Below are 17,549 nucleotides of genomic sequence, written 5' to 3' on the forward strand. Positions count from 1 at the left end.
GTCCCCGCCCCTCGGCGTCCGCCCACGACGGGTGAGCCGAACGGCCCGTCGCCGTTCCCAGCCCCCGTGCGGCGGCGGGCGCCTCGTGCCACCGCTCCACCCACCCACCCACCCACCCCGGAAAGGCCACCATGCCCGAGCCCCGAAGCGGCCGGCGTCGGTTCCTCCGCCGCCGAGCGGTCGCCACGGCGGTCGCCGCCGGTTGCAGCACCGTTCTGCTGGCCGCGCTCACCTCCTGCGGCGCCTCCGGCGCCTCGGGCGGTCACCTCACCCTCACCTTCTCCTGGTGGGGCAACGACGAACGCCAGGCCCGTACCGAGAAGGCGGTGCGCCTGTTCGAGAAGGCGCACCCGGACATCAGCGTCCAGATGTCCAACGCCGACTTCGGCTCCTACAAGCAGCGGCTGTCCACCCAGGCCGCGGGCGGCGGGATACCGGACCTGGCGCAGCTCGACTACCGCCAGATCTCCCAGTTCTCCACCGGCGGCGCGCTGCTTCCCCTGGACCGGTACGTCAAGGACGGCACCCTCGACACCGCCGAGATGGATACGTCCTTGGTGCGCACCGGCTACCTGGCGGGAAAGCAGTACGCGCTGCCGATGGGCCGCGGGATCACCGGTTACGTCTACGACGCCGACGTCTTCGACACCGCCGGTGTCCCGGCGCCGCAGCCCTCGTGGACCTGGCAGGACTGGGCCGACGCCAGTGCGAGGATCGCCGGGCTGAAGCTGAAGTCCCCCGACGGGCGGACCGTGGCGGGCGGCAACGACGGCGGGAGCAACGAGGACGTCTTCGAGGACTGGTTGCGCAGCCACGGCAAGCAGCTCTACGCGAGCCCCATCGAGCTCGGCTACACCGAGAAGGACCTCGCCGACTTCTGGACCTTCTTCCACGAACTCCAGAAGGCGGGGGCGGTGGTCTCGGCCAAGGACAGCGCGCAGGCCGACGCGACGGGCATCAGCGCCTTCAGCCGCGGTCTGGACGCCATGGACTACTCCTGGGACGCGACCTTCACCGGCTTCACCAGCCCGACCGGGCACGCGATGCGCTTCGCGCCGGTGCCCACCATCGACGGCAAGGCGGGGTCGTACTTCAAGCCGACGATGCTGATCGGCATCGGCGCCCACTCGAAACACCCGCAGGAAGCGGCCCAGTTGATGAACTTCCTCCTCAACGACCCGCAGGCGGGGAACATTCTGGGCGTCACCCGCTCCCAGCCGCCCAATCGGAAGATCGCCGCCGAGGTGAACAGCAAGCTGACAGGACCGGAGTTGAAGGTCTGGCAGTTCGACGAGGTGATGCAGAAGTACGGCGTGCGGCCGCCGCCGTCCGCACCTCCCAGAGGTGACGTCGCGATCCAGAGCGCCTTCGTCCGCGAGTACCAGCGGGTGGAGTTCGGCCTGGCGTCGCCCGCGAAGGCGGCCCATGAGCTGGTCGTCCAGGCGAAGCAGGAGTTGGAGTCATGAGCGTCGCGCGGATCGAGACGGCCGAGGCCGCCGGGCGGCCCGAGGACACGCCGGGACCGGACCGGCGCACCCGCCGCGGCCGGGAGGCGCGCTGGCCCGCGTATGTGTTCCTCACCCCGTGGATGATCGGCGCGGTCGCGGTGACCCTGGTGCCGATGGCGGTCTCCCTCTATCTCTCCTTCACCAGTTACGACATGCTCTCCACCCCGCACTGGGTGGGCGTGCGCAACTACTCGGAGATGCTGACCGCCGACCCGCGGTTCTGGCGGTCGGTCCTGACCACCCTGAAGTACGTGGTGATCGCCGTCCCGCTCAAGCTGGCCCTCGCGCTGGGCGCCGCGATGCTGCTCAAGCGGCTCAGCAGCCGGGGCCGGGGCTTCTACCGGTCGGCGTTCTACGCCCCGTCCCTGCTCGGCGCGAGCATGTCGATCGCGCTGGTGTTCCGGGCGCTGTTCAACGACGGCGGCACGATCGACAACGTCCTCGGCACCTTCGGCATCCACATCGGCGGCTGGGTCGGCAATCCGCATCTGGCGACCTACGTCGTGGTGCTGCTGACGGTCTGGCAGTTCGGCGCCCCCATGGTCATCTTCCTGGCCGGTCTCCAGCAGATCTCGCCGGAGCTGTACGAGGCGGCGGCGCTCGACGGGGCGGGCGCCTGGCGGCAGTTCGTGTCCGTCACGGTGCCGATGCTCTCGCCGGTGGTCTTCTTCAACCTGGTGCTCGAAGTGATCCAGTCCTTCCAGGTCTTCACGCCCGCCTTCGTCGTCAGCGGCGGCAACGGCGGACCGGCCGACTCGACGCTCTTCTACACGCTCTATCTGTACGAGCGCGGCTTCACCGCCTCGCACATGGGCTACGCCTCGGCCATGGCCTGGCTGATGCTGCTCGCCATCGCGGCCGTCACCGCGGTGCTGTTCAAGACCTCCCGGTCCTGGGTGTTCTACGCGGACGAGGCGGAACGATGAATCTGACCCTGCGCCGCCGGCTGCCCCACACGGTCGCCCTGATCGCGCTGCTCGCCCTGCTCTACCCGCTGCTCTGGCTGCTGGTGACGTCCGTCAAGCCCGCCGACGAGGTGGTGACCAGCGTCGATCTGTGGCCCCGGCACTTCGAGTGGAGCAACTACACCACCGCGCTCGACGGTGTCTCGGGCGTGTCGGTGACCCGGCTGCTCGGCAACAGCATGCTGATCGGCCTCGGTTCGGTGATCGGCACGGTGACGTCCTGCTCGCTGGCCGCGTACGCCTTCGCGCGGCTGCGGTTCCGGATGCGCGGCCCGATGTTCGCCTTCACCGTGGCCACGCTGATGCTGCCGCAGCACGTGGTGCTGATCCCGCAGTACATCATCTTCAACAAGCTCGGCATGATGAACACCTACTGGCCGCTCATCCTGCCCAAATTCCTCGCGGTGGACGCGTTCTTCGTCTTCCTCATCGTGCAGTTCATGCGCAATCTGCCCAGGGACCTGGAGGAAGCGGCCAGGATCGACGGCTGCGGCCCGTTCCGCTCGTTCTTCCACATCGTCCTGCCGCTGAGCCGGCCCGCGCTGATCACCACCGCGATCTTCTCGTTCATCTGGTCCTGGAACGACTTCTTCGCCCAGATGATCTACCTGCTCTCGCCGGAGAAGGCCACCATCACGCTGGCGCTGCGGAGCTTCGTCGACCAGTCGAGCACCTCCGCCTACGGGCCCATGTTCGCCATGTCGGTGATCTCCGTGCTGCCCATCGTGCTGTTCTTCCTCGTGTTCCAGCGCTATTTGGTGCAGGGCATGGCCACCTCGGGACTGAAGAGCTGAGGAGGACCGATGAGTCACCCACCCGTCGTTTCCCGCCGGGCCCACCGCGAGCCGGGCGAGGTGTTCGGCTCCGGCTTCACCCTCTTCGCCGACATGCTGCTGGTGGGCGTGGTCACCGCCGTGGCCTGCCTGCCGGTGGTCACCGCCCCGGCGGCGCTCTCCGCCGCCTGCGCCGTGTTCCGCCGGACCGCGGCGAACGGCGTGCAGGTCCGGCTCGGCGACCTGGCGGCCGAGGCACGAGCCCGGCTGACGCTGCCCGCGCTGCTCAAGGGCCTGGTGCCGCCCGCGTTCGCCGTGCTGTTCCTGCTCGACGAGGAACTGCTGCGCTCCGGGCTGCCCGGCGCGGCCCTCATGGCGCCGGTCCTGATGCTGCTCGCCCTCGGCGCGGCGGCCGTCGGCCTGCGCGCGGTCGCCCTGAACGGACCGCACCGGCTCTCGGGCCGGGAAGCCCTGGCACGTTCCCTGGCCGACCCGCGCGGCACCGCCCTGCTGGCCGGAGCCGTCGTCCTGGCGGCGCTGCTGCTGTGGGCCATGCCCGTCCTCCTGCCGCTGCTGCCCGGCCCGTTGGCGTTCGCCGCGACCGCCGTGGACGTGCGGCGCCCCGCCGACCCGTACGACCGCTGACCGGCGCACCCGCCCGCCGCCCGCGTCCTGCCATCCGTCAAGACTCACCTCCGGAGCACTCCCCCATGCCCCACACACACCTCGACGCGGCCGGTCACCCCCGGCCGCAACTGGTCCGCGACCCCGACTGGCACGACCTGTGCGGCCCCTGGCTCTTCGCCCACGACGACGCCGACACCGGGCGCGCCGAGCGCTGGATGGACCCGGCGGTCACCGAGCCCTTCACCACGACGATCACCGTCCCGTACCCGCCCGAGTCCAAGGCGTCCGGCGTCCACGACACCGGCCACCACCCGGTGGTCTGGTACCGCCGCTCCCTCGATCTGCGCCGGCCCGCCTCCGGCCGCCTGCTGCTGCACTTCGGCGCGGTGGACTACCGCGCCGAGGTGTGGCTGGACGGGCGGCCGGCAGGGCGGCACGAGGGCGGGCACACCGGGTTCACCTGCGACCTGACGGACGTTCTCGACGGCGACGGCGAGCATGTGCTCGTGGTCCGCGCGGAGGACCAGCCGCTGGACGCGGCGCAGCCACGGGGCAAGCAGGACTGGCGGCGCGACCCGCACGTCATCTGGTACGAGCGCACCACCGGGATCTGGCAGCCGGTGTGGCTCGAAGAGGTCCCCGAGGAGCACGTCACCGTCCTGCACTGGCTGCCCGACGTCGCCCACGCCCGGGTCGGCTGCCGGGTCCGCCTCAGCCGCTGGCCGCGCGGCCCGCGCGACCTCACGGTCCGCCTCACCGTCGGCGAGCGGGTGCTGGCCGAGCAGCGGATCCGTACCGAGGGCCAGGAGACCGCCTTCGACATCTCCGTCCCCGCGCTGCGGCACGGCCAGGACCTCGACGACCTGCTGTGGCGCCCGGAGAAGCCGCACCTGGTGGACGCCGCCGTGACGGTCACCGACCCCGCCGACGGGGCCCGCCTCGACCAGGTCTCCTCCTACCTGGGCCTGCGCGACCTCGGCTGGGACGACGGCGTCTTTTTGCTCAACCACCGGCCGTACTTCCTGCGCATGGCGCTCCAGCAGGGCTACTGGCCCGAGTCCCACCTCGCCGCGCCCGGGGAGGCGCTGCGCCGGGACGTGGAACTCGCCAAGGAACTGGGGCTCAACGGGCTGCGGATCCACCAGAAGATCGAGGACCCGCGGTTCCTGTACTGGGCCGACCGGCTCGGCCTGCTGCTCTGGGAGGAGATGCCGTCGGCCTACGTGTTCGGCGCGCCGACCGTGGAGCGGGTGGCGCACGAGTGGACCGAGGCGATCCGCCGGGACCTCAGCCATCCCGCGATCGTCGCCTGGGTCCCGGTCAACGAGTCCTGGTCGGTGCCGAATCCGGCGCTGGTGCCGGAGCAGCGGCACTTCATGGACGCGCTGTACCACCTGACCAAGGCGCTCGACCCGACCCGGCCCGCCGTCTCCAACGACGGCTGGGAGCTGTCGGCGGCCGACATCTGGGGTGTCCACGACTACACCCAGCACGCCTCGGTCCTGGCCGACCGCTACGGCCACGCGGCCCTGCGCCAGGGCGCGTTCACCGAGCGGTGGCCCGCGGGCAAGCGGCTCACCCTGGAGGGCGTACGCCACCAGGGCCAGCCGGTGGTGCTGAGCGAATTCGGCGGCGCCACCTTCGAACCGGCCGACGGCGAGAACTGGTTCGGGTACGACACTGTGGCCACCGAGGAGGACTTCACCGCGCGCCTCGACGCCCTGGTGACCGCCGCCGTCGACTCCGGCCTGGCCGGCTTCTGCTACACCCAGTTGACCGACACCCTCCAGGAGACCAACGGCCTGCTCACGGCGGAGCGCGAGCCGAAGGTGCCGACGGAGACGGTGCGCGCGATCGTGGGACGGCCGCGGACGCTCGGATGAGACGGAGGGCGCCGCCCCGACGCCTGCCCCGACGCCGCTCAGCCGGAGCCGGGGCGGCGTCGGGGCAGGCGTCGGGTGCGCCACCGTTCTGCGGCGTCGGTCAGCCGCCGGTCGTGAAGACCGGTTCCAGGTCGGCCCATCGGTCGGCGGTCGCGTACACGGGGATGAGGTCCAGCGGCGCGGCCCGTTCGACGACCCGGCCGCCGGTGTGGGTCCGCCCGGTCCAGACGTCGACCCAGTCGCCGTGCGGCAGATAGACCTCACGGCCGGTGGCGCCCGGCTCGGTGACCGGGGCGACCAGGAGCGCGGAGCCGAGCCGGAACTGGTCGGGGAAGTCCCAGATGCGCCGGTCCCGGAAATCGTCGAAGAACAGCCCGCGCATCAGCGGCTTCCCCTGCGCCAGACCGGTGCGGGTCTCCTGCGCCAGGTACGGCACCAGCCGCTCGCGCAGGTGGGTGTACGTCCGGGAGATCTCCAGCACGCGCGGGTCGCCGGAGCGGTCCGCGATGTTCCACGGCGTACGGTCGCGCAGCGGCAGCCGGTGGTGGTTGTACTCCGAGTGGTACTGCATGATCGGCATGAAGCAGGACGCCGCGAGGGCCCTGACGTACAGCTCGGCGTCCGGGACGTCCCCGGAGAACCCGGCGATGTCCCAGCCCCAGTAGACGATGCCGCAGGCCGAGGCGGTGATGCCGGCGGTGAGGGAGTGCCGGTAGGCGTCCCAGGTGGAGTCCTCGTCGCCCGCCCAGAAGACGCCCGCGTTCTGTGAGCCGGTGAACCCGGCACGGCTGAAGGTGACCGGCGCCTTGCCGCACTCCCGCAGCAACTCGCCGTACGCGCGCGGGTATTCGACGGTGAACAGATTGTTGGTCAGCGCGCCCGTCGTGCCGTCGTCGTACCGCAGGTCGTCGCCCCAGGCGTGTTCGCCGCCGTCGGTCTTGAAGCCGTCGACGCCGACCTCCTCCACCAGATAGCGGCGCTTGGCGAGCCACCACTGGCGTGCCTTGGGGTGGGTCAGGTCCGGCATCAGCGCCTGGGGGAACCACCAGCCCCTGTTGCGGTAGGGTCGCGTGCCGCCCTCCTCCATGACGGTGTACCCGTGCTCGATCATCGCGCGGGCGTCGGCGGCGGCCTGGCCGCGCGGCGCCGGGCGCGTCTTCATCAGCGGGATCTGCCAGAGCAGCACCTTGATGTCGCGGCTGTGCAGCTCGTCGACCATGCCCTTGGGGTCGGGCCAGGCGCCGTCCGGCGGGAAGGTGAAGTCGGCCAGGCGGTGCGGGGCGCCGTCCTCCGTGACCGGGTACCGCGCGTCCCGGAAGGCGGTGAAGGTCGCCTCGTCGCTCCACGCCTCGATGACCAGCGCTCCGACCGGGATGTCCTCGTCGCGGTGGCGGTCCATCTCGGCCATCACCCTTTGCTGGGTGTTCCATTCGTTGCCGCTGGCCCACAGGCGGAAGACCCAGTCGGGCAGTTCCTCGGGGCGTCCGGCCTCGTCGAGGAAGGCGGACAGCAACTCGTGGGGCGCGCCGCCGAAGCAGACCGTCTCGACCGCGCCGTCCGGCGGGGCCTGCGCCTCGATCCACAGCAGGTCCGGGTCGCTCGCCGCGATGTCGTACCAGGTGCGCCGCGAAGTGCGGACGTGGAAGGCCCAGTTGTCCGCGCCGTCCCCGCCGAGCACCATCGCGAACGGCATGGGCAGGTACGTACGGGTGGTGAAGCCCTGCCCCTTGTACTGCTCGAAGACCTGGGCGTCCAGCGTGTGTCCGCGTTGGTCGACGGCGTTGTAGCGCTCGCCGAAGCCGACCACATGCGCGTCGGGCGCCAGCCGCAGCGCGAAGCGGACCCGCAGCACCGTGCCGTCGGCGGCCACAAGCCTGGAGGCGGACCCCTCGACCAGTCGGCCGGTGTCCGCGGTGACCCGCAGCAGCGCGGCCCCCTCGCGCCACACCGCGGGGGCGACGGTGTGCCAGGACGTGGCACGGGTGCGGCCGTCGCGGTGCGTGGCCACGAAGCGGTAGCGGGCGGCGGTGCCCTCGGCGAGCGGGGCGGGGTGGACGACCCAGCGGGTACGGTCGCCGCGCCCGCTCGCGGCCGCCGCGAGGTGACTGTCCGAGTCTCCGCCGTTGTCACCGGCCGGGTCGGTGCCGCCTTCGACGGCGGCGGTCAGCGCGGTGACGCCGTCACCGGCGTCCCACTCGCACACCACGGCCTCGACATCGGCTCCGGTGGAGGCGCGTACCTCGAACGGCTCACCCGCCGACGGGATCACGGGCACGCGCTGGTCGTCGGTCGGCTCGTAGGGGTGGCCCGAGCCGTGCGGACGGTGGCGGATCATACGGAGACTCCGAGTTCATGGGCGAGGATGAGGTACATGGCGTGGGACCAGAGCAGCGGGGTGGCGTTCGGCCCCCACCGCTCCTCCCACTCCGCGAGGTGTTCCGGCGCCAGCAGGCGTACGCCCGGGGCCTGTTCCGGCAGCAGTCCGTCGGCAGTGGACCGCGAGGCGATCCACTCCAGCTCGCGCAGGGCGTCGCCGGTACGGCCGACGCGTGCGTAGTGCCACCCGAGCAGCCCGGCGAGCACGGGCCACTGGCCGCCGCCGTAGAAGACGTCCTGGAGGTAGCGGTGCACGCCGCCTTCGGGCTCCACCAGGTCGCGCTCGATCGCGGCGAGCGTCGCGCGCGCGACCGGTCCCGCCGGGTCCACGGAGCCGAACGGGGTCAGGCAGGCCAGCAGGCTCGCGTCCACCGCCGCCCCGCCCAGCCACTTCGCCAGGCCGCCGCCGTACAGGCCCTGTTCGCGGACGAGGGCGTCGATCCGGGTGACCGTGGGTCCGCAGCGCCCCGCCGTGTCGAGCCCTGCCGCGCCGACTGCCGCGAGGCCGCCGCGGATGGCGCCGAGCGTGGCCCCGTGCCGGTGCTCCTTGGACTCCTCCCACCAGTCGTAGCAGGGCAGGTCCCAGGTCGCGGCGAGGTAGCCGACGGTGAGGCGGATCGCCTCGCGGTAGGGGGCGGGGTCGCCGCCGTGCCGGCGCAGGTGCTCGGTGAGCGCCCACAGCCAGGTGCCGTAGCCGTCGGTCTGGAAGTCCCACCAGCCGACGTCCCCGGTGTCCGCGCCGTCCAGGGTGTACCGGGTGGGCAGCAGATCGGCCTCGGCGGGCTGTCCTCCCGCCGCCCGTACGGCGATGATCCGCTCGATACGGGAGGCGCGGTCCGTGATCACCTTGGCGCACCACCGGTGGAAGGCGTCGGCGGAACCGGTCGCGCCGTACCGCGATGCGGCCTCCGCGACGAACGAGCCGTCGCGGAACCACGAGTAGCGGTAGACCTCGTAGCCGGGGCAGGCCGGGTACGCCCCGGAGGCCGCCTGATGGGCGGTGATCACCTCCAGGCTGCGGCGGGCGAGGCGCGCGTGGCCGGGTGACTGCGTCGTGGAGGTGGACAAGGCTGGTGTCTCCTAAGCGGGCGATACGGGTGTCGCCGGGTGTGGCGGAGGGGTGCGGGGAGCGGGGGGTTCGGGCGCCCGCGTGAGTGTCAGGTCTCCCGCGGGCGCCCGAAGTCTCACTTCAGCAGGGCGGTGACCTGCGCGGCCGCCTGCGACAGCGCCTTGGCGACGTCGGTCCGGCCGGCGGCGGCGTTGGTGAGGGCGTTGTTGATGATGTCCTGCATCTGCTGCTGCTTGGCGATGACGGGCGAGGCGGCCTGGTTCTTCAGGGAGTCGAAGACGGCCTGGCGGTTGGCCGGCTTGCCCGCGGTGAGGTATCCGGCGACCTTGCCGGTGTCGGACAGCGGCGGGAGCTCCCAGGAGGAGTCGACGCGGGTCTTCGCGGTGATGTCGGACGTGGTCAGGTAGTTCAGCCACTTGAAGGCCGCGCCGGAGTGCGCGGTGGCCTTGGAGACGGCGACGGAGTTCTGGAAGACCGCGCTGGCCTTGTGGGTGTCACCGGGCTCGACGGCCACGTCCCAGCCGAAGGGGACGTCCTTCAGGGCGCTGAACTGCCAGTTGCCGTTGTGCCACATGGCGAGCTTGCCGGCCTTGAAGAGGTTGGTGTCGAAGTCGGGGGTGCTCGCGCTCTTCGCGGCGTCGGGCATCGTCCGGTTGTTCTTGCCGATCAGCCATCTCGCGGCGGCGACGCCCTGTGGGCTGTCGAAGGTCGCTCTCGCGCCGTCGGCGGAGAAGAAGGAGCCGCCCGCCTGGTCGAGGGCCTTGGTGAACTCGTTGAAGCTGATGGGCTGGTAGTCGCCCCATACGCCCTTGGCGCGGTCGGTGAGCTTGAGCGCGGCGGCCTGCTCGTCCTTCCAGGTCCAGTCCGCGGTGGGGACGGGGACGCCGGCCTTGGCGAAGAGGTCCTTGTTGTAGATGAGGACCACGGTGGAGAAGGACTCCGGCAGCGCGTACTGCTTGCCCTTGTACTGTGCCGCTTCGAGGTTGGCCGGGGCGTACGCCGACGCCTTGTAGGCCGGTTCCTCGGCGGCGGGGTCCGTCAGGTCGAGCAGGGCGCCGGAGGAGGCGTAGGTGACCAGGCTCTGCTGGTCGAGTTCGAAGGTGTCGGGCGCGGTGCCGCCGGCGATCGAGGTCTGGAGCGTCGTGGCGTAGTTGGCGTAGGGGACGGCCTGGACCTGGATCTTGATGGTGGGGTACTGCTTCTCGAACGCGGCGACGATCGTGTCGAGGTCCTTGGTGTGGTCGGGGGCGGAGGAGAACGTCATGTAGCGGACGGTGGTCACACCGTTGTCCGAGGTCGTTCTGGTGGCGGAGCCCTGGGAGCAGGCACTGGTCAGGGCCAGTGCCGCGAGACCGGTGGCGAGGGTGATGTGGCGGGTGCGCATGGCGGATTCCTCGGGGTGGTGGCGAGTGGGAGGGTGTTCGGGAGGTGCGCCGGGGGGCGGGGCCGCTCGGGCGGCCGGCTACTTCAGGCCCGACTGGGCGACGCTCTGGACCACGTGCTTCTGGGCGAAGAGGTAGATGGCCATGATCGGGAGGGTGCTGAGGACCGATCCGGCCATCACCACGTTCCACTGGGTGCCGAACTGGCCCTGGAGGTCGGCCAGTGCCAGCGGGAGGGTCTTGAACTCCGGCGAGCGGATGATGACCAGCGGCCACAGGAGGCTGTTCCAGCTGGCCATGAAGGCGAAGACGGAGAAGGTCGCGAGCGACGGGCGTACCAGCGGCAGCACCACAGAACCGAAGATCCGCAGGTGGCCCGCGCCGTCCAGCCGGGCCGCCTCGTCCAGTTCGCGGGGTACGGCGTCCATGGCCTGGCGCAGCAGGAAGACTCCGAAGCCCGAGGCGAGGGTCGGGGCGAGCAGGGCGAAGTAGGTGTCGACCAGATTCAGGGCCTTCATCTCCGCGAAGAGCGGGACGATCAGGACCTGGAGCGGGATCATCATGGTGGCGAGGTAGAGGGCGAAGACCAGGCCCCTGCCGCGGAAGCGCAGCCGGGAGAAGGCGTACGCGGCCATGGAGCTGGTGATCAGCTGCACGACCGTCGAGACCAGGGCCAGGCAGAGGCTGTTGACGGCGACCCGGGTGAAGGGCATCGCGCGGAAGAGGCTGCGGTAGCCGTCCGCGCTGACGGTGTCGGGTATCAGGGAGGGGGCGGAGATCCCGCTGCCGTGCGGTTGCAGCGAGGTGATCAGCACCCACAGGAACGGGAAGAGCATTCCGGCCGCCCCGAGGACGACCAGGGCGGTGACCCCGGCGGCCCGCAGCCGTCGGCGGGTGCTCGTGCGCGGGCCCCGGTCCGCGGTACGGGACGGCGGGACGCGAGGGAGGTCCGCCGCGGGCGCGGGTTGTCGGGCGGGGGTCGTGGTCAGTTCAGGCATGGGTCACCCACCGCCGCTGGACTCGGGTCATGACCGCGGTGACGGCCATCATCACGGCGAAGAGCAGCCAGGACAGGGCCGAGCCGCCGCCGACCTGCCCGTACCGGAAGGACAGGTCGTAGACCTCCTCGACGACGGTGCGCGAGGACCCGGCGGGGCCGCCGCCGGTCATCACGAAGACCTGGTCGAACACCTGGAAGCCGTTGATCAGGGAGATGAGGACGACGAAGTAGGTGGAGGGCGAGAGCAGCGGAAGCGTGATGCGCCGGAACCGCTGCCAGGCGTTCGCTCCGTCGATGGTGGCCGCTTCGTACAGCTCCCGCGGGATCGCCTGGAGCCCTGCCAGCAGGATGACCATGACGAAGCCGAGGTCCTTCCACGCCGAGGCGAGGATCACCGAGGGCAGCGCCCAGGTCGGTGAGGCCCACCAGTCGGGGGTGGGCAGGCCCACGCCGCCCAGGACCCGGTTGAGCAGTCCCCCGTCGGGGCTGAGGATCCACTTCCAGGTCAGCGAGACCATCACCCAACTGGTGATGACCGGCAGGAAGTAGACCGACCGCAGGACGCCGCGGCCCCGCATGCGGCGGTTGAGGGCGAGCGCCAGGACCAGGCCGCCCACGTACACCAGCGGGAGGTAGCCGGCGATGAAGTACACGGTGTGCAGGAACGCGACCCGGGTGTCGCCGTCGCCCAGCAGGTGGCGGTAGTTGGCGAATCCGACCCAGCGCATCGGGGAGATCAGGTCCCAGGAGTGGAGGCTGATCCACAGCGAGGAGACCATCGGCGCGAAGGTGAACAGCAGCAGCGGGACGGCGCTCGGTGCCAGGAAGAACAGCACCGCGCCGCGGTTGCGCCACTTCCGCCGTCGGGCGGCGGCGGCCGCCGGGACGGACGCCGGGGCGGACACCGGTCCCCGGCCAGGGCGTACGGAAAGGGGGCCGATGGTCATCTGGCGCTCCGTTCGACCGCCGCGCCGCCGAGCCCGTGGATCCGTCGGCGCGGATCGACGCTGCCGACGCCGCCGTCCAGGGACGCGGCGAGCACCAGGGCGGCGGCGCCCTGCGCCCAGATGGTGTCCGTGTACGGCTCGACGGTGATCGCCAGTTCCCGGGCGCGGCGGGGTGCGTGGCGTTCGAACGCCTCCCGGACGCCCGGTTCCCACCAGGGCCAGGAGCGGGTCCCCTCCCCCATGACCACGATCTCCTGCGGGTCCAGGAGCGTGGCGAGTCCCGCCAGTTGGCGGCCCAGGAGCTGTCCGGCCTCGCGCAGGATGCGACGCGCCGTCGCCGTACGGTCATCGGTGCCGCCCGAGTCATCGGTGCCGCCCGAGTCATCGGTGCCGCCCGAGTCGTTGGCGCCGCCCGAGTCGTTGGCGCCGTCCGAGCCGTTCGCGAGGTCCGCGAGGTCGGCGGGCGTGGCGCCCTCGCCGAGGATGCCGGCCGAGCGTGCCGTACGGAGCAGGACGTCGTCGCTGATCAGGGCTTCCAGGCAGCCGCGATTCCCGCAGGTGCACGGCGGCCCGTCCGGATCGACCGGGACGTGGCCGAAGTCTCCGGCGCCCCCGTGGGCGCCCCGGTAGACATGCCCGCCCGCGACGACGGCCAGGCCGATGCCGCGGCCGATGGTGACCACCAGGAAGTCGTTGAGACTGCGTCCCCGCCCGTACAGGCGCTCACCGCTGCCCAGGGCGTTGACGTCGTTCTCCACCAGGACGGCGAGCCCCAAGGAGGCGCCGAGCATGGTGCCGAGCGGCACGTTCTCCCAGTTCAGCATCGCCGCGTCCACGACCCCGCTGTCCGGGCGGTCGACGGTGCCCGGCACGCCCACTCCTATCCCCAGCAGCGGGGGCACCCCCTGCGCGGACTCGGTGAACGGACGCAGGAGTTCGGCGATCGCGGGCACCGCCTCCAGCGCCGTGGCGTCGAAGGGGACCGTCATGGTCTCCGTGACCCGTCCGTCCAGCCGCATGTCGACCAGCGCGACGTGGTCGACGGCCACCTTGACGCCCAGCGCCCGGCCCGCGCTGCCGACCAGACCGATCAGCCGACCGCGACGGCCGCCCCGGGAGGGCTCCTGCCGGTCGAGCTCTTCGATCACTCCTTGCGTCAGCAGCCGCCGCGTCACCTGGGTCAGCGTCGCCGGACTCATCCCGAGGTCCCGCGCGAGCGCGGCCCGCGACATCGGCCCTGCCCTGCCCAGCAGTGCCAGCACGGCGGTGCTGGTGAGATCCTCGCCCGACGACCCGTTCATTCGCACTCTTTCTTTACTGGATAAATAAACTGCCTGAACGTTAGAGCGGGCTCACGACCACGTCAACCCCCGGTTTCCATGACGTTTCGGCCACCGCCGGGCGCGCGTCCGCCGCGGCCCGCGCACCGGCGCGCCCGGTGGGACGCCTGGGGCGTCAGTGCTGCCGGAGTGCGGGCTGTCGGACGGTGTTGGCGCGGCCTATAGTGCGGTTGCGACGATGCGACGCGGAGGAAACCACGACGTGAATCGCAGTCGTGGAACCGCGCGCGTGCCGTGCGGGGCCGGGGCACCGCCTCCTGGGAGTTCCGTGATGGACAACGGTCGTCTGAGGGTTGAGACGCTCGGGCCGCTGCGCGCGTACGCGGCGGGACGGGAACTCGCTCTCGGCCCGCCGAAGCAGCGCGCGGTCTTCGCCGTCCTCGCGCTGAGCGGCAACGCGGTCGTCTCGCGCGACCGTCTGATCGACGGGGTGTGGGGCGAGTCGCCCCCCACCACGGCCGTCGGCAGCCTGCACACCTACGTGTCCGGTCTGCGCCGGGCGCTGGACGGTCTCGGTGAGCCGCTGACCAGTTCGGCGGCGGGCTACTCGCTGCTGCTCGACCCCGACGGCCTCGACGTCACGGTGGCCGAGCGGCTGGCGGCGCGGGCCAGGTCCCTGGCCGCCGGGCGGGAACCGGCCGCCGCGGTCACCGTCTTCGAGGAGGCGCTGGCCCTGTGGCGCTCGGGCACGGCGCTCGGCGGTCTGCCGGGACCGTTCGGCGCGGAGCACCGCGCCTGGGCGGCCGACCTTCGGTTACGGCTGGTGGTGGAGCACGCCGAACTGCTTCTGGAACTGGCCCAACCCGCCGCCGCGGCCGACCGCTTGGCGCTCCACGTGGCCGACCATCCCTACGACGAGCGGCTGCGCGCCCTGCTGATCACGGCCCTGAGCCGCAGCGGCAGGACCGCCGACGCGCTCGCCCGCTATCACGATCTGCGCAAGCTCCTCGCCGAGGATCTGGGCATCGACCCGTCGGCCGAACTGCGGGCGCTGTACGCGTCGTTGCTGGCCGACAGCGCCGGTGCGGACACCGCGCCCGCCACCCCCGCTCCCGCCGCGGCCCCGGTGCGCCCCGCGCAACTGCCGCGCGAGGTCGCCGACTTCATCGGCCGGGAGGACGCGGTGCGCCGGGTGCTGGACGCGGCGCGGGACGCCGCGCCCGACGGCGGGGGCGCGGCCGCGCCGCCGCGGATCGTGATGGTCGTCGGGGTCGGGGGCGTGGGCAAGACGGCGCTGGCGGTGCGGTGCGCCCACCTGCTGGCCGACGCGTACCCGGACGGCCAGTTGTATGTGAACCTGCGCGGCTTCGACCCCAAGCGCCCGGCCCGCTCCCCCGCCGACGCCCTGCACCACCTGCTCGCCTCCTCGCACGCGGGGACGGTCCCGACCGACCAGGAGGAGCGGGTCGCGCTGTGGCGCAGCATCGTCCGGGACAAGCGCATGCTCATCGTGCTGGACAACGCCGAGTCGGCCGACCAGGTCGAGGACCTGCTGCCGGGCGACGGCCCCTCCTTCGTCGTCGTGACCAGCCGAAACCGGCTCAGCGGCCTCGCGGTGCGGTACTCGGCGCACCGCGAGACGCTCTCCCCGCTCACCGCCGACGAGTCGCTGAGCATGCTGCGCACCTCGATCGGGGACGCGCGGGTCGGCGCCGAACTGCCCGCGGCCCGGCGGCTGGCCGAGCTGTGCGACCGCCTGCCGCTGGCCCTGCGGATCGCCTCGGAGCAGGTGACCTCCGGGTCGTCCCAGGTGCGGATCGCCGACCTGGCGGCCGAGTTGGAGGACGTGCGGTACCGGCTCGACGCGCTCCAGATCCCGGACGACGAGCTGTACTCGGTGCGCGGCGTGCTCTCCTGGTCCTACGCCCGGCTGGACGCGCGGGCGGCGCACGCCTTCCGCACACTGGGGCTGTTCCCCGGGGTGAGCATCCGCGCGGAGGCGGCCACCGCGCTGCTGGACGTCCCGGCGCCGGTGGCCGCCGCCGCGCTGCGCAATCTCGCCGCGCAGCACCTGATGGAGACCACCGGCAACGGCTACTGGATGCACGACCTGACCCGTATCTACGCCGAGGAGGTCTCCGGCGACGGCGAGAGCGCCGAGGCCCGCAAGGGGGCGCTGCGCAGGGTGCTGCACTGGTATGTGCGGACCCTCACGCAGGACTACAAGTCCAACGCGGTCAAACTCCCCTTCACCCTCGACCCGGTGGCCCCGCACGCGCCGCTGCGCTTCGCGGACCAGAAGGAGTTGGTGACCTGGTGCGTGCAGGAGTGGGACAACATCTCCCCGCTCCTGCGCACCGCGCAGCGCATCGGCTGCCACGACGAGGCGTGGCAGTTGGCCTATCTGCTCTTCGACTACTTCTACGCGGCCGGGCAGACCAAGGACTGGGTCGAGGTGCTGCGGCTCGGGGTGCGCAGCACCGAGATGGTCGAGGACCGGCGGGCCCAGGCGGTGCTGCTCAACCATCTGGGCGTGGCCTACTCCCGGTTGGGGGACAACGAGGCCGCGGTGCACGAACAGCGGCGCGGTCTGCGGCTGTTGGAGGATCTGGGCGACGACGTCCTGCGCACCAGCCTGCTGGGGAATCTGGCGTCCACGCTCCGTGAGGCCAAGGAGTACCGGGCCGCGCTGTCCTACGCCAGCCAGGCCCTGGACCTGGCGCGCCACAGCGGCCACGAGTACTACGAGGCGGGCTGCCTGGACGTGCTGTGCGAACTCCACGCCGAGCTGGGCGAGTTCGAGGACTCGCTCTGGTACGGCACCTTCGGCCTCGCGGTGTCACGGCGCTGCGGGAACGTCCTGCTGGAGGCCAACATCCTGATCAATCTGGGCGGCGCCGAGTACGGGCTCGCCCACGACGAGAAGGCGCTGCGGTACTTCCAGGAGGCGTTGACGCTGTGCGAGTCGAGCGGCGACCACTACCACGAGGCGCTGACGCTGTTCGGTCTCGCCAAGGTGAAGCGGGCCAGGGCGGAACCGGACTCCGCCCGCGCCCTCGCGGACCGGGCGCTGTCGCGCCTGAGGGAGCTGGGCGCGGAGGAGGTCGGCGACGTCACGGAGTTCCTGCGCGCTCTGGACGCGGGACCGCAGGAAGCTCCGGCCGAGCAGCCAGGACCGCGCGCCGGTCGGTACCGTCCCACGGTCCGCGCTGTCCCCGCTGCCAGATCAGCACCGCCTCGACCCGGCTCTCGGCACCCAGCGACCTGAAGATCCGGTTGATGTGGTTCTTCACGGTCTTCTCGCTCACGTGCAGGCGCGCGGCGATCTCGGCGTTGCGCGCGCCTCGGGAGACCAGGGCCATCACTTCGTGCTGACGGCGGGACAGGGCCGGGGCCGTGTCCTCGGGGGCGGTGTCCTCGGGGGCCGCGGGCGCGTGCGGCCGTACCTCCAGGGCCGGTTGCCCCGCGGGCGGCAGGCTCTCCACCGCGACCGCGCTCAGCCGGTACTCCGCGCACAGCCGGCGCGGGTCCTGTTCGGCCCGCGGGACCGCGGGCGCGGCGGCGGGGGCGACGGCGACCTCGACGTAGGGCATCCGCAGGAATTCCACGTCGAGGTTCTTACGGGCGAAGACCTGGCGGATCTGGGCGAGGATGTCCGGGCTCACGATGGCGATCCGCACCCGGGTCGGGCTGATCGGCGCGGAAGTGGCGACGACTGTCATACGACCAGCGTGGCCGG

General features: G+C 71.8%; 12 protein-coding genes and 1 pseudogene. 6 read left to right on the top strand and 7 right to left on the bottom strand.

The genetic code is table 11. From position 1 onward, the window contains the following. Positions 1-131 precede the first annotated feature (131 nt). The 5 genes from ACIQCJ_RS32075 to ACIQCJ_RS32095 all read left to right on the top strand — a co-directional run bounded on the left by ACIQCJ_RS32075 (position 132) and on the right by ACIQCJ_RS32095 (position 5,756). On the top strand, positions 132-1,466 hold the full coding sequence (locus ACIQCJ_RS32075) for an ABC transporter substrate-binding protein (protein ID WP_402713305.1): 1,335 nt from the start codon (positions 132-134) through the stop codon (positions 1,464-1,466). Further along, on the top strand, positions 1,463-2,434 hold the full coding sequence (locus ACIQCJ_RS32080; protein ID WP_401307964.1) for a carbohydrate ABC transporter permease: 972 nt from the start codon (positions 1,463-1,465) through the stop codon (positions 2,432-2,434). Before ACIQCJ_RS32075 ends, ACIQCJ_RS32080 begins: the two co-directional genes overlap by 4 nt. Continuing rightward, positions 2,431-3,267: a carbohydrate ABC transporter permease gene (locus ACIQCJ_RS32085; protein ID WP_401719931.1), complete on the top strand. Its 837-nt coding sequence runs from the start codon at positions 2,431-2,433 to the stop codon at positions 3,265-3,267. Before ACIQCJ_RS32080 ends, ACIQCJ_RS32085 begins: the two co-directional genes overlap by 4 nt. 9 nt (positions 3,268-3,276) lie before the next feature. Then, positions 3,277-3,891, top strand: coding sequence for a hypothetical protein (locus ACIQCJ_RS32090; protein ID WP_402713308.1), 615 nt, complete (start codon positions 3,277-3,279; stop codon positions 3,889-3,891). Positions 3,892-3,956: 65 nt separating this feature from the next. Beyond that, entirely contained in the window at positions 3,957-5,756 is a 1,800-nt protein-coding gene (locus ACIQCJ_RS32095; RefSeq protein ID WP_402713310.1) for a glycoside hydrolase family 2 protein, read from the top strand. Positions 5,757-5,856: 100 nt separating this feature from the next. Here ACIQCJ_RS32095 and ACIQCJ_RS32100 read toward each other — a convergent pair whose 3' ends face one another. The 6 genes from ACIQCJ_RS32100 to ACIQCJ_RS32125 form a co-directional block, all read right to left on the bottom strand. Continuing rightward, a complete protein-coding gene (locus ACIQCJ_RS32100; RefSeq protein ID WP_402713312.1) occupies positions 5,857-8,091 on the bottom strand; it encodes a TIM-barrel domain-containing protein in 2,235 nt (744 codons plus the stop codon). Further along, positions 8,088-9,200 (bottom strand): glycoside hydrolase family 15 protein, encoded by a 1,113-nt coding sequence (locus tag ACIQCJ_RS32105; protein ID WP_402713314.1) that lies wholly within the window; start codon positions 9,198-9,200, stop codon positions 8,088-8,090. Before ACIQCJ_RS32105 ends, ACIQCJ_RS32100 begins: the two co-directional genes overlap by 4 nt. A 116-nt stretch (positions 9,201-9,316) precedes the next feature. Continuing rightward, positions 9,317-10,585: an ABC transporter substrate-binding protein gene (locus tag ACIQCJ_RS32110; RefSeq protein WP_402713316.1), complete on the bottom strand. Its 1,269-nt coding sequence runs from the start codon at positions 10,583-10,585 to the stop codon at positions 9,317-9,319. Positions 10,586-10,663: 78 nt separating this feature from the next. Further along, complete coding sequence (locus ACIQCJ_RS32115; RefSeq protein WP_391162881.1) at positions 10,664-11,581, bottom strand: ABC transporter permease subunit; 918 nt, start codon at positions 11,579-11,581, stop codon at positions 10,664-10,666. Beyond that, complete coding sequence (locus ACIQCJ_RS32120; RefSeq protein WP_355335531.1) at positions 11,574-12,530, bottom strand: sugar ABC transporter permease; 957 nt, start codon at positions 12,528-12,530, stop codon at positions 11,574-11,576. The genes ACIQCJ_RS32115 and ACIQCJ_RS32120 overlap by 8 nt, the downstream gene beginning before the upstream one ends. Continuing rightward, complete coding sequence (locus tag ACIQCJ_RS32125) at positions 12,527-13,831, bottom strand: ROK family protein (protein ID WP_402713319.1); 1,305 nt, start codon at positions 13,829-13,831, stop codon at positions 12,527-12,529. The genes ACIQCJ_RS32120 and ACIQCJ_RS32125 overlap by 4 nt, the downstream gene beginning before the upstream one ends. Before the next feature lie 310 nt (positions 13,832-14,141). Between ACIQCJ_RS32125 and ACIQCJ_RS32130 the strand changes: the two genes are divergently transcribed. Then, positions 14,142-17,078 carry a BTAD domain-containing putative transcriptional regulator gene (locus ACIQCJ_RS32130; RefSeq protein ID WP_402713321.1) on the top strand — a complete coding sequence of 979 codons (2,937 nt, stop codon included), beginning with the start codon at positions 14,142-14,144 and terminating at the stop codon, positions 17,076-17,078. A gap of 19 nt (positions 17,079-17,097) precedes the next feature. On the opposite strand, the pseudogene ACIQCJ_RS32135 reads toward ACIQCJ_RS32130, so the two are convergent. Next, a pseudogene (locus tag ACIQCJ_RS32135) lies at positions 17,098-17,532 on the bottom strand (LuxR C-terminal-related transcriptional regulator); the annotation flags it as partial. Positions 17,533-17,549: the final 17 nt, after the last annotated feature.

It is taken from the genome of Streptomyces sp. NPDC093221, from assembly GCF_044753885.1.
Classification (GTDB): domain Bacteria; phylum Actinomycetota; class Actinomycetes; order Streptomycetales; family Streptomycetaceae; genus Actinacidiphila.

What these genes read in the sequence shown, in the direction of transcription:
- ACIQCJ_RS32095 (WP_402713310.1), top strand. Translation starts at nt 3,957, where the DNA reads ATGCCCCACACACACCTCGACGCGGCCGGTCACCCCCGGCCGCAACTG.
- ACIQCJ_RS32080 (WP_401307964.1), top strand. Translation starts at nt 1,463, where the DNA reads ATGAGCGTCGCGCGGATCGAGACGGCCGAGGCCGCCGGGCGGCCCGAG.
- ACIQCJ_RS32110 (WP_402713316.1), bottom strand. Translation starts at nt 10,585, where the DNA reads ATGCGCACCCGCCACATCACCCTCGCCACCGGTCTCGCGGCACTGGCC.
- ACIQCJ_RS32130 (WP_402713321.1), top strand. Translation starts at nt 14,142, where the DNA reads ATGGACAACGGTCGTCTGAGGGTTGAGACGCTCGGGCCGCTGCGCGCG.
- ACIQCJ_RS32115 (WP_391162881.1), bottom strand. Translation starts at nt 11,581, where the DNA reads ATGCCTGAACTGACCACGACCCCCGCCCGACAACCCGCGCCCGCGGCG.
- ACIQCJ_RS32075 (WP_402713305.1), top strand. Translation starts at nt 132, where the DNA reads ATGCCCGAGCCCCGAAGCGGCCGGCGTCGGTTCCTCCGCCGCCGAGCG.
- ACIQCJ_RS32125 (WP_402713319.1), bottom strand. Translation starts at nt 13,831, where the DNA reads ATGAACGGGTCGTCGGGCGAGGATCTCACCAGCACCGCCGTGCTGGCA.
- ACIQCJ_RS32090 (WP_402713308.1), top strand. Translation starts at nt 3,277, where the DNA reads ATGAGTCACCCACCCGTCGTTTCCCGCCGGGCCCACCGCGAGCCGGGC.
- ACIQCJ_RS32120 (WP_355335531.1), bottom strand. Translation starts at nt 12,530, where the DNA reads ATGACCATCGGCCCCCTTTCCGTACGCCCTGGCCGGGGACCGGTGTCC.
- ACIQCJ_RS32085 (WP_401719931.1), top strand. Translation starts at nt 2,431, where the DNA reads ATGAATCTGACCCTGCGCCGCCGGCTGCCCCACACGGTCGCCCTGATC.
- ACIQCJ_RS32100 (WP_402713312.1), bottom strand. Translation starts at nt 8,091, where the DNA reads ATGATCCGCCACCGTCCGCACGGCTCGGGCCACCCCTACGAGCCGACC.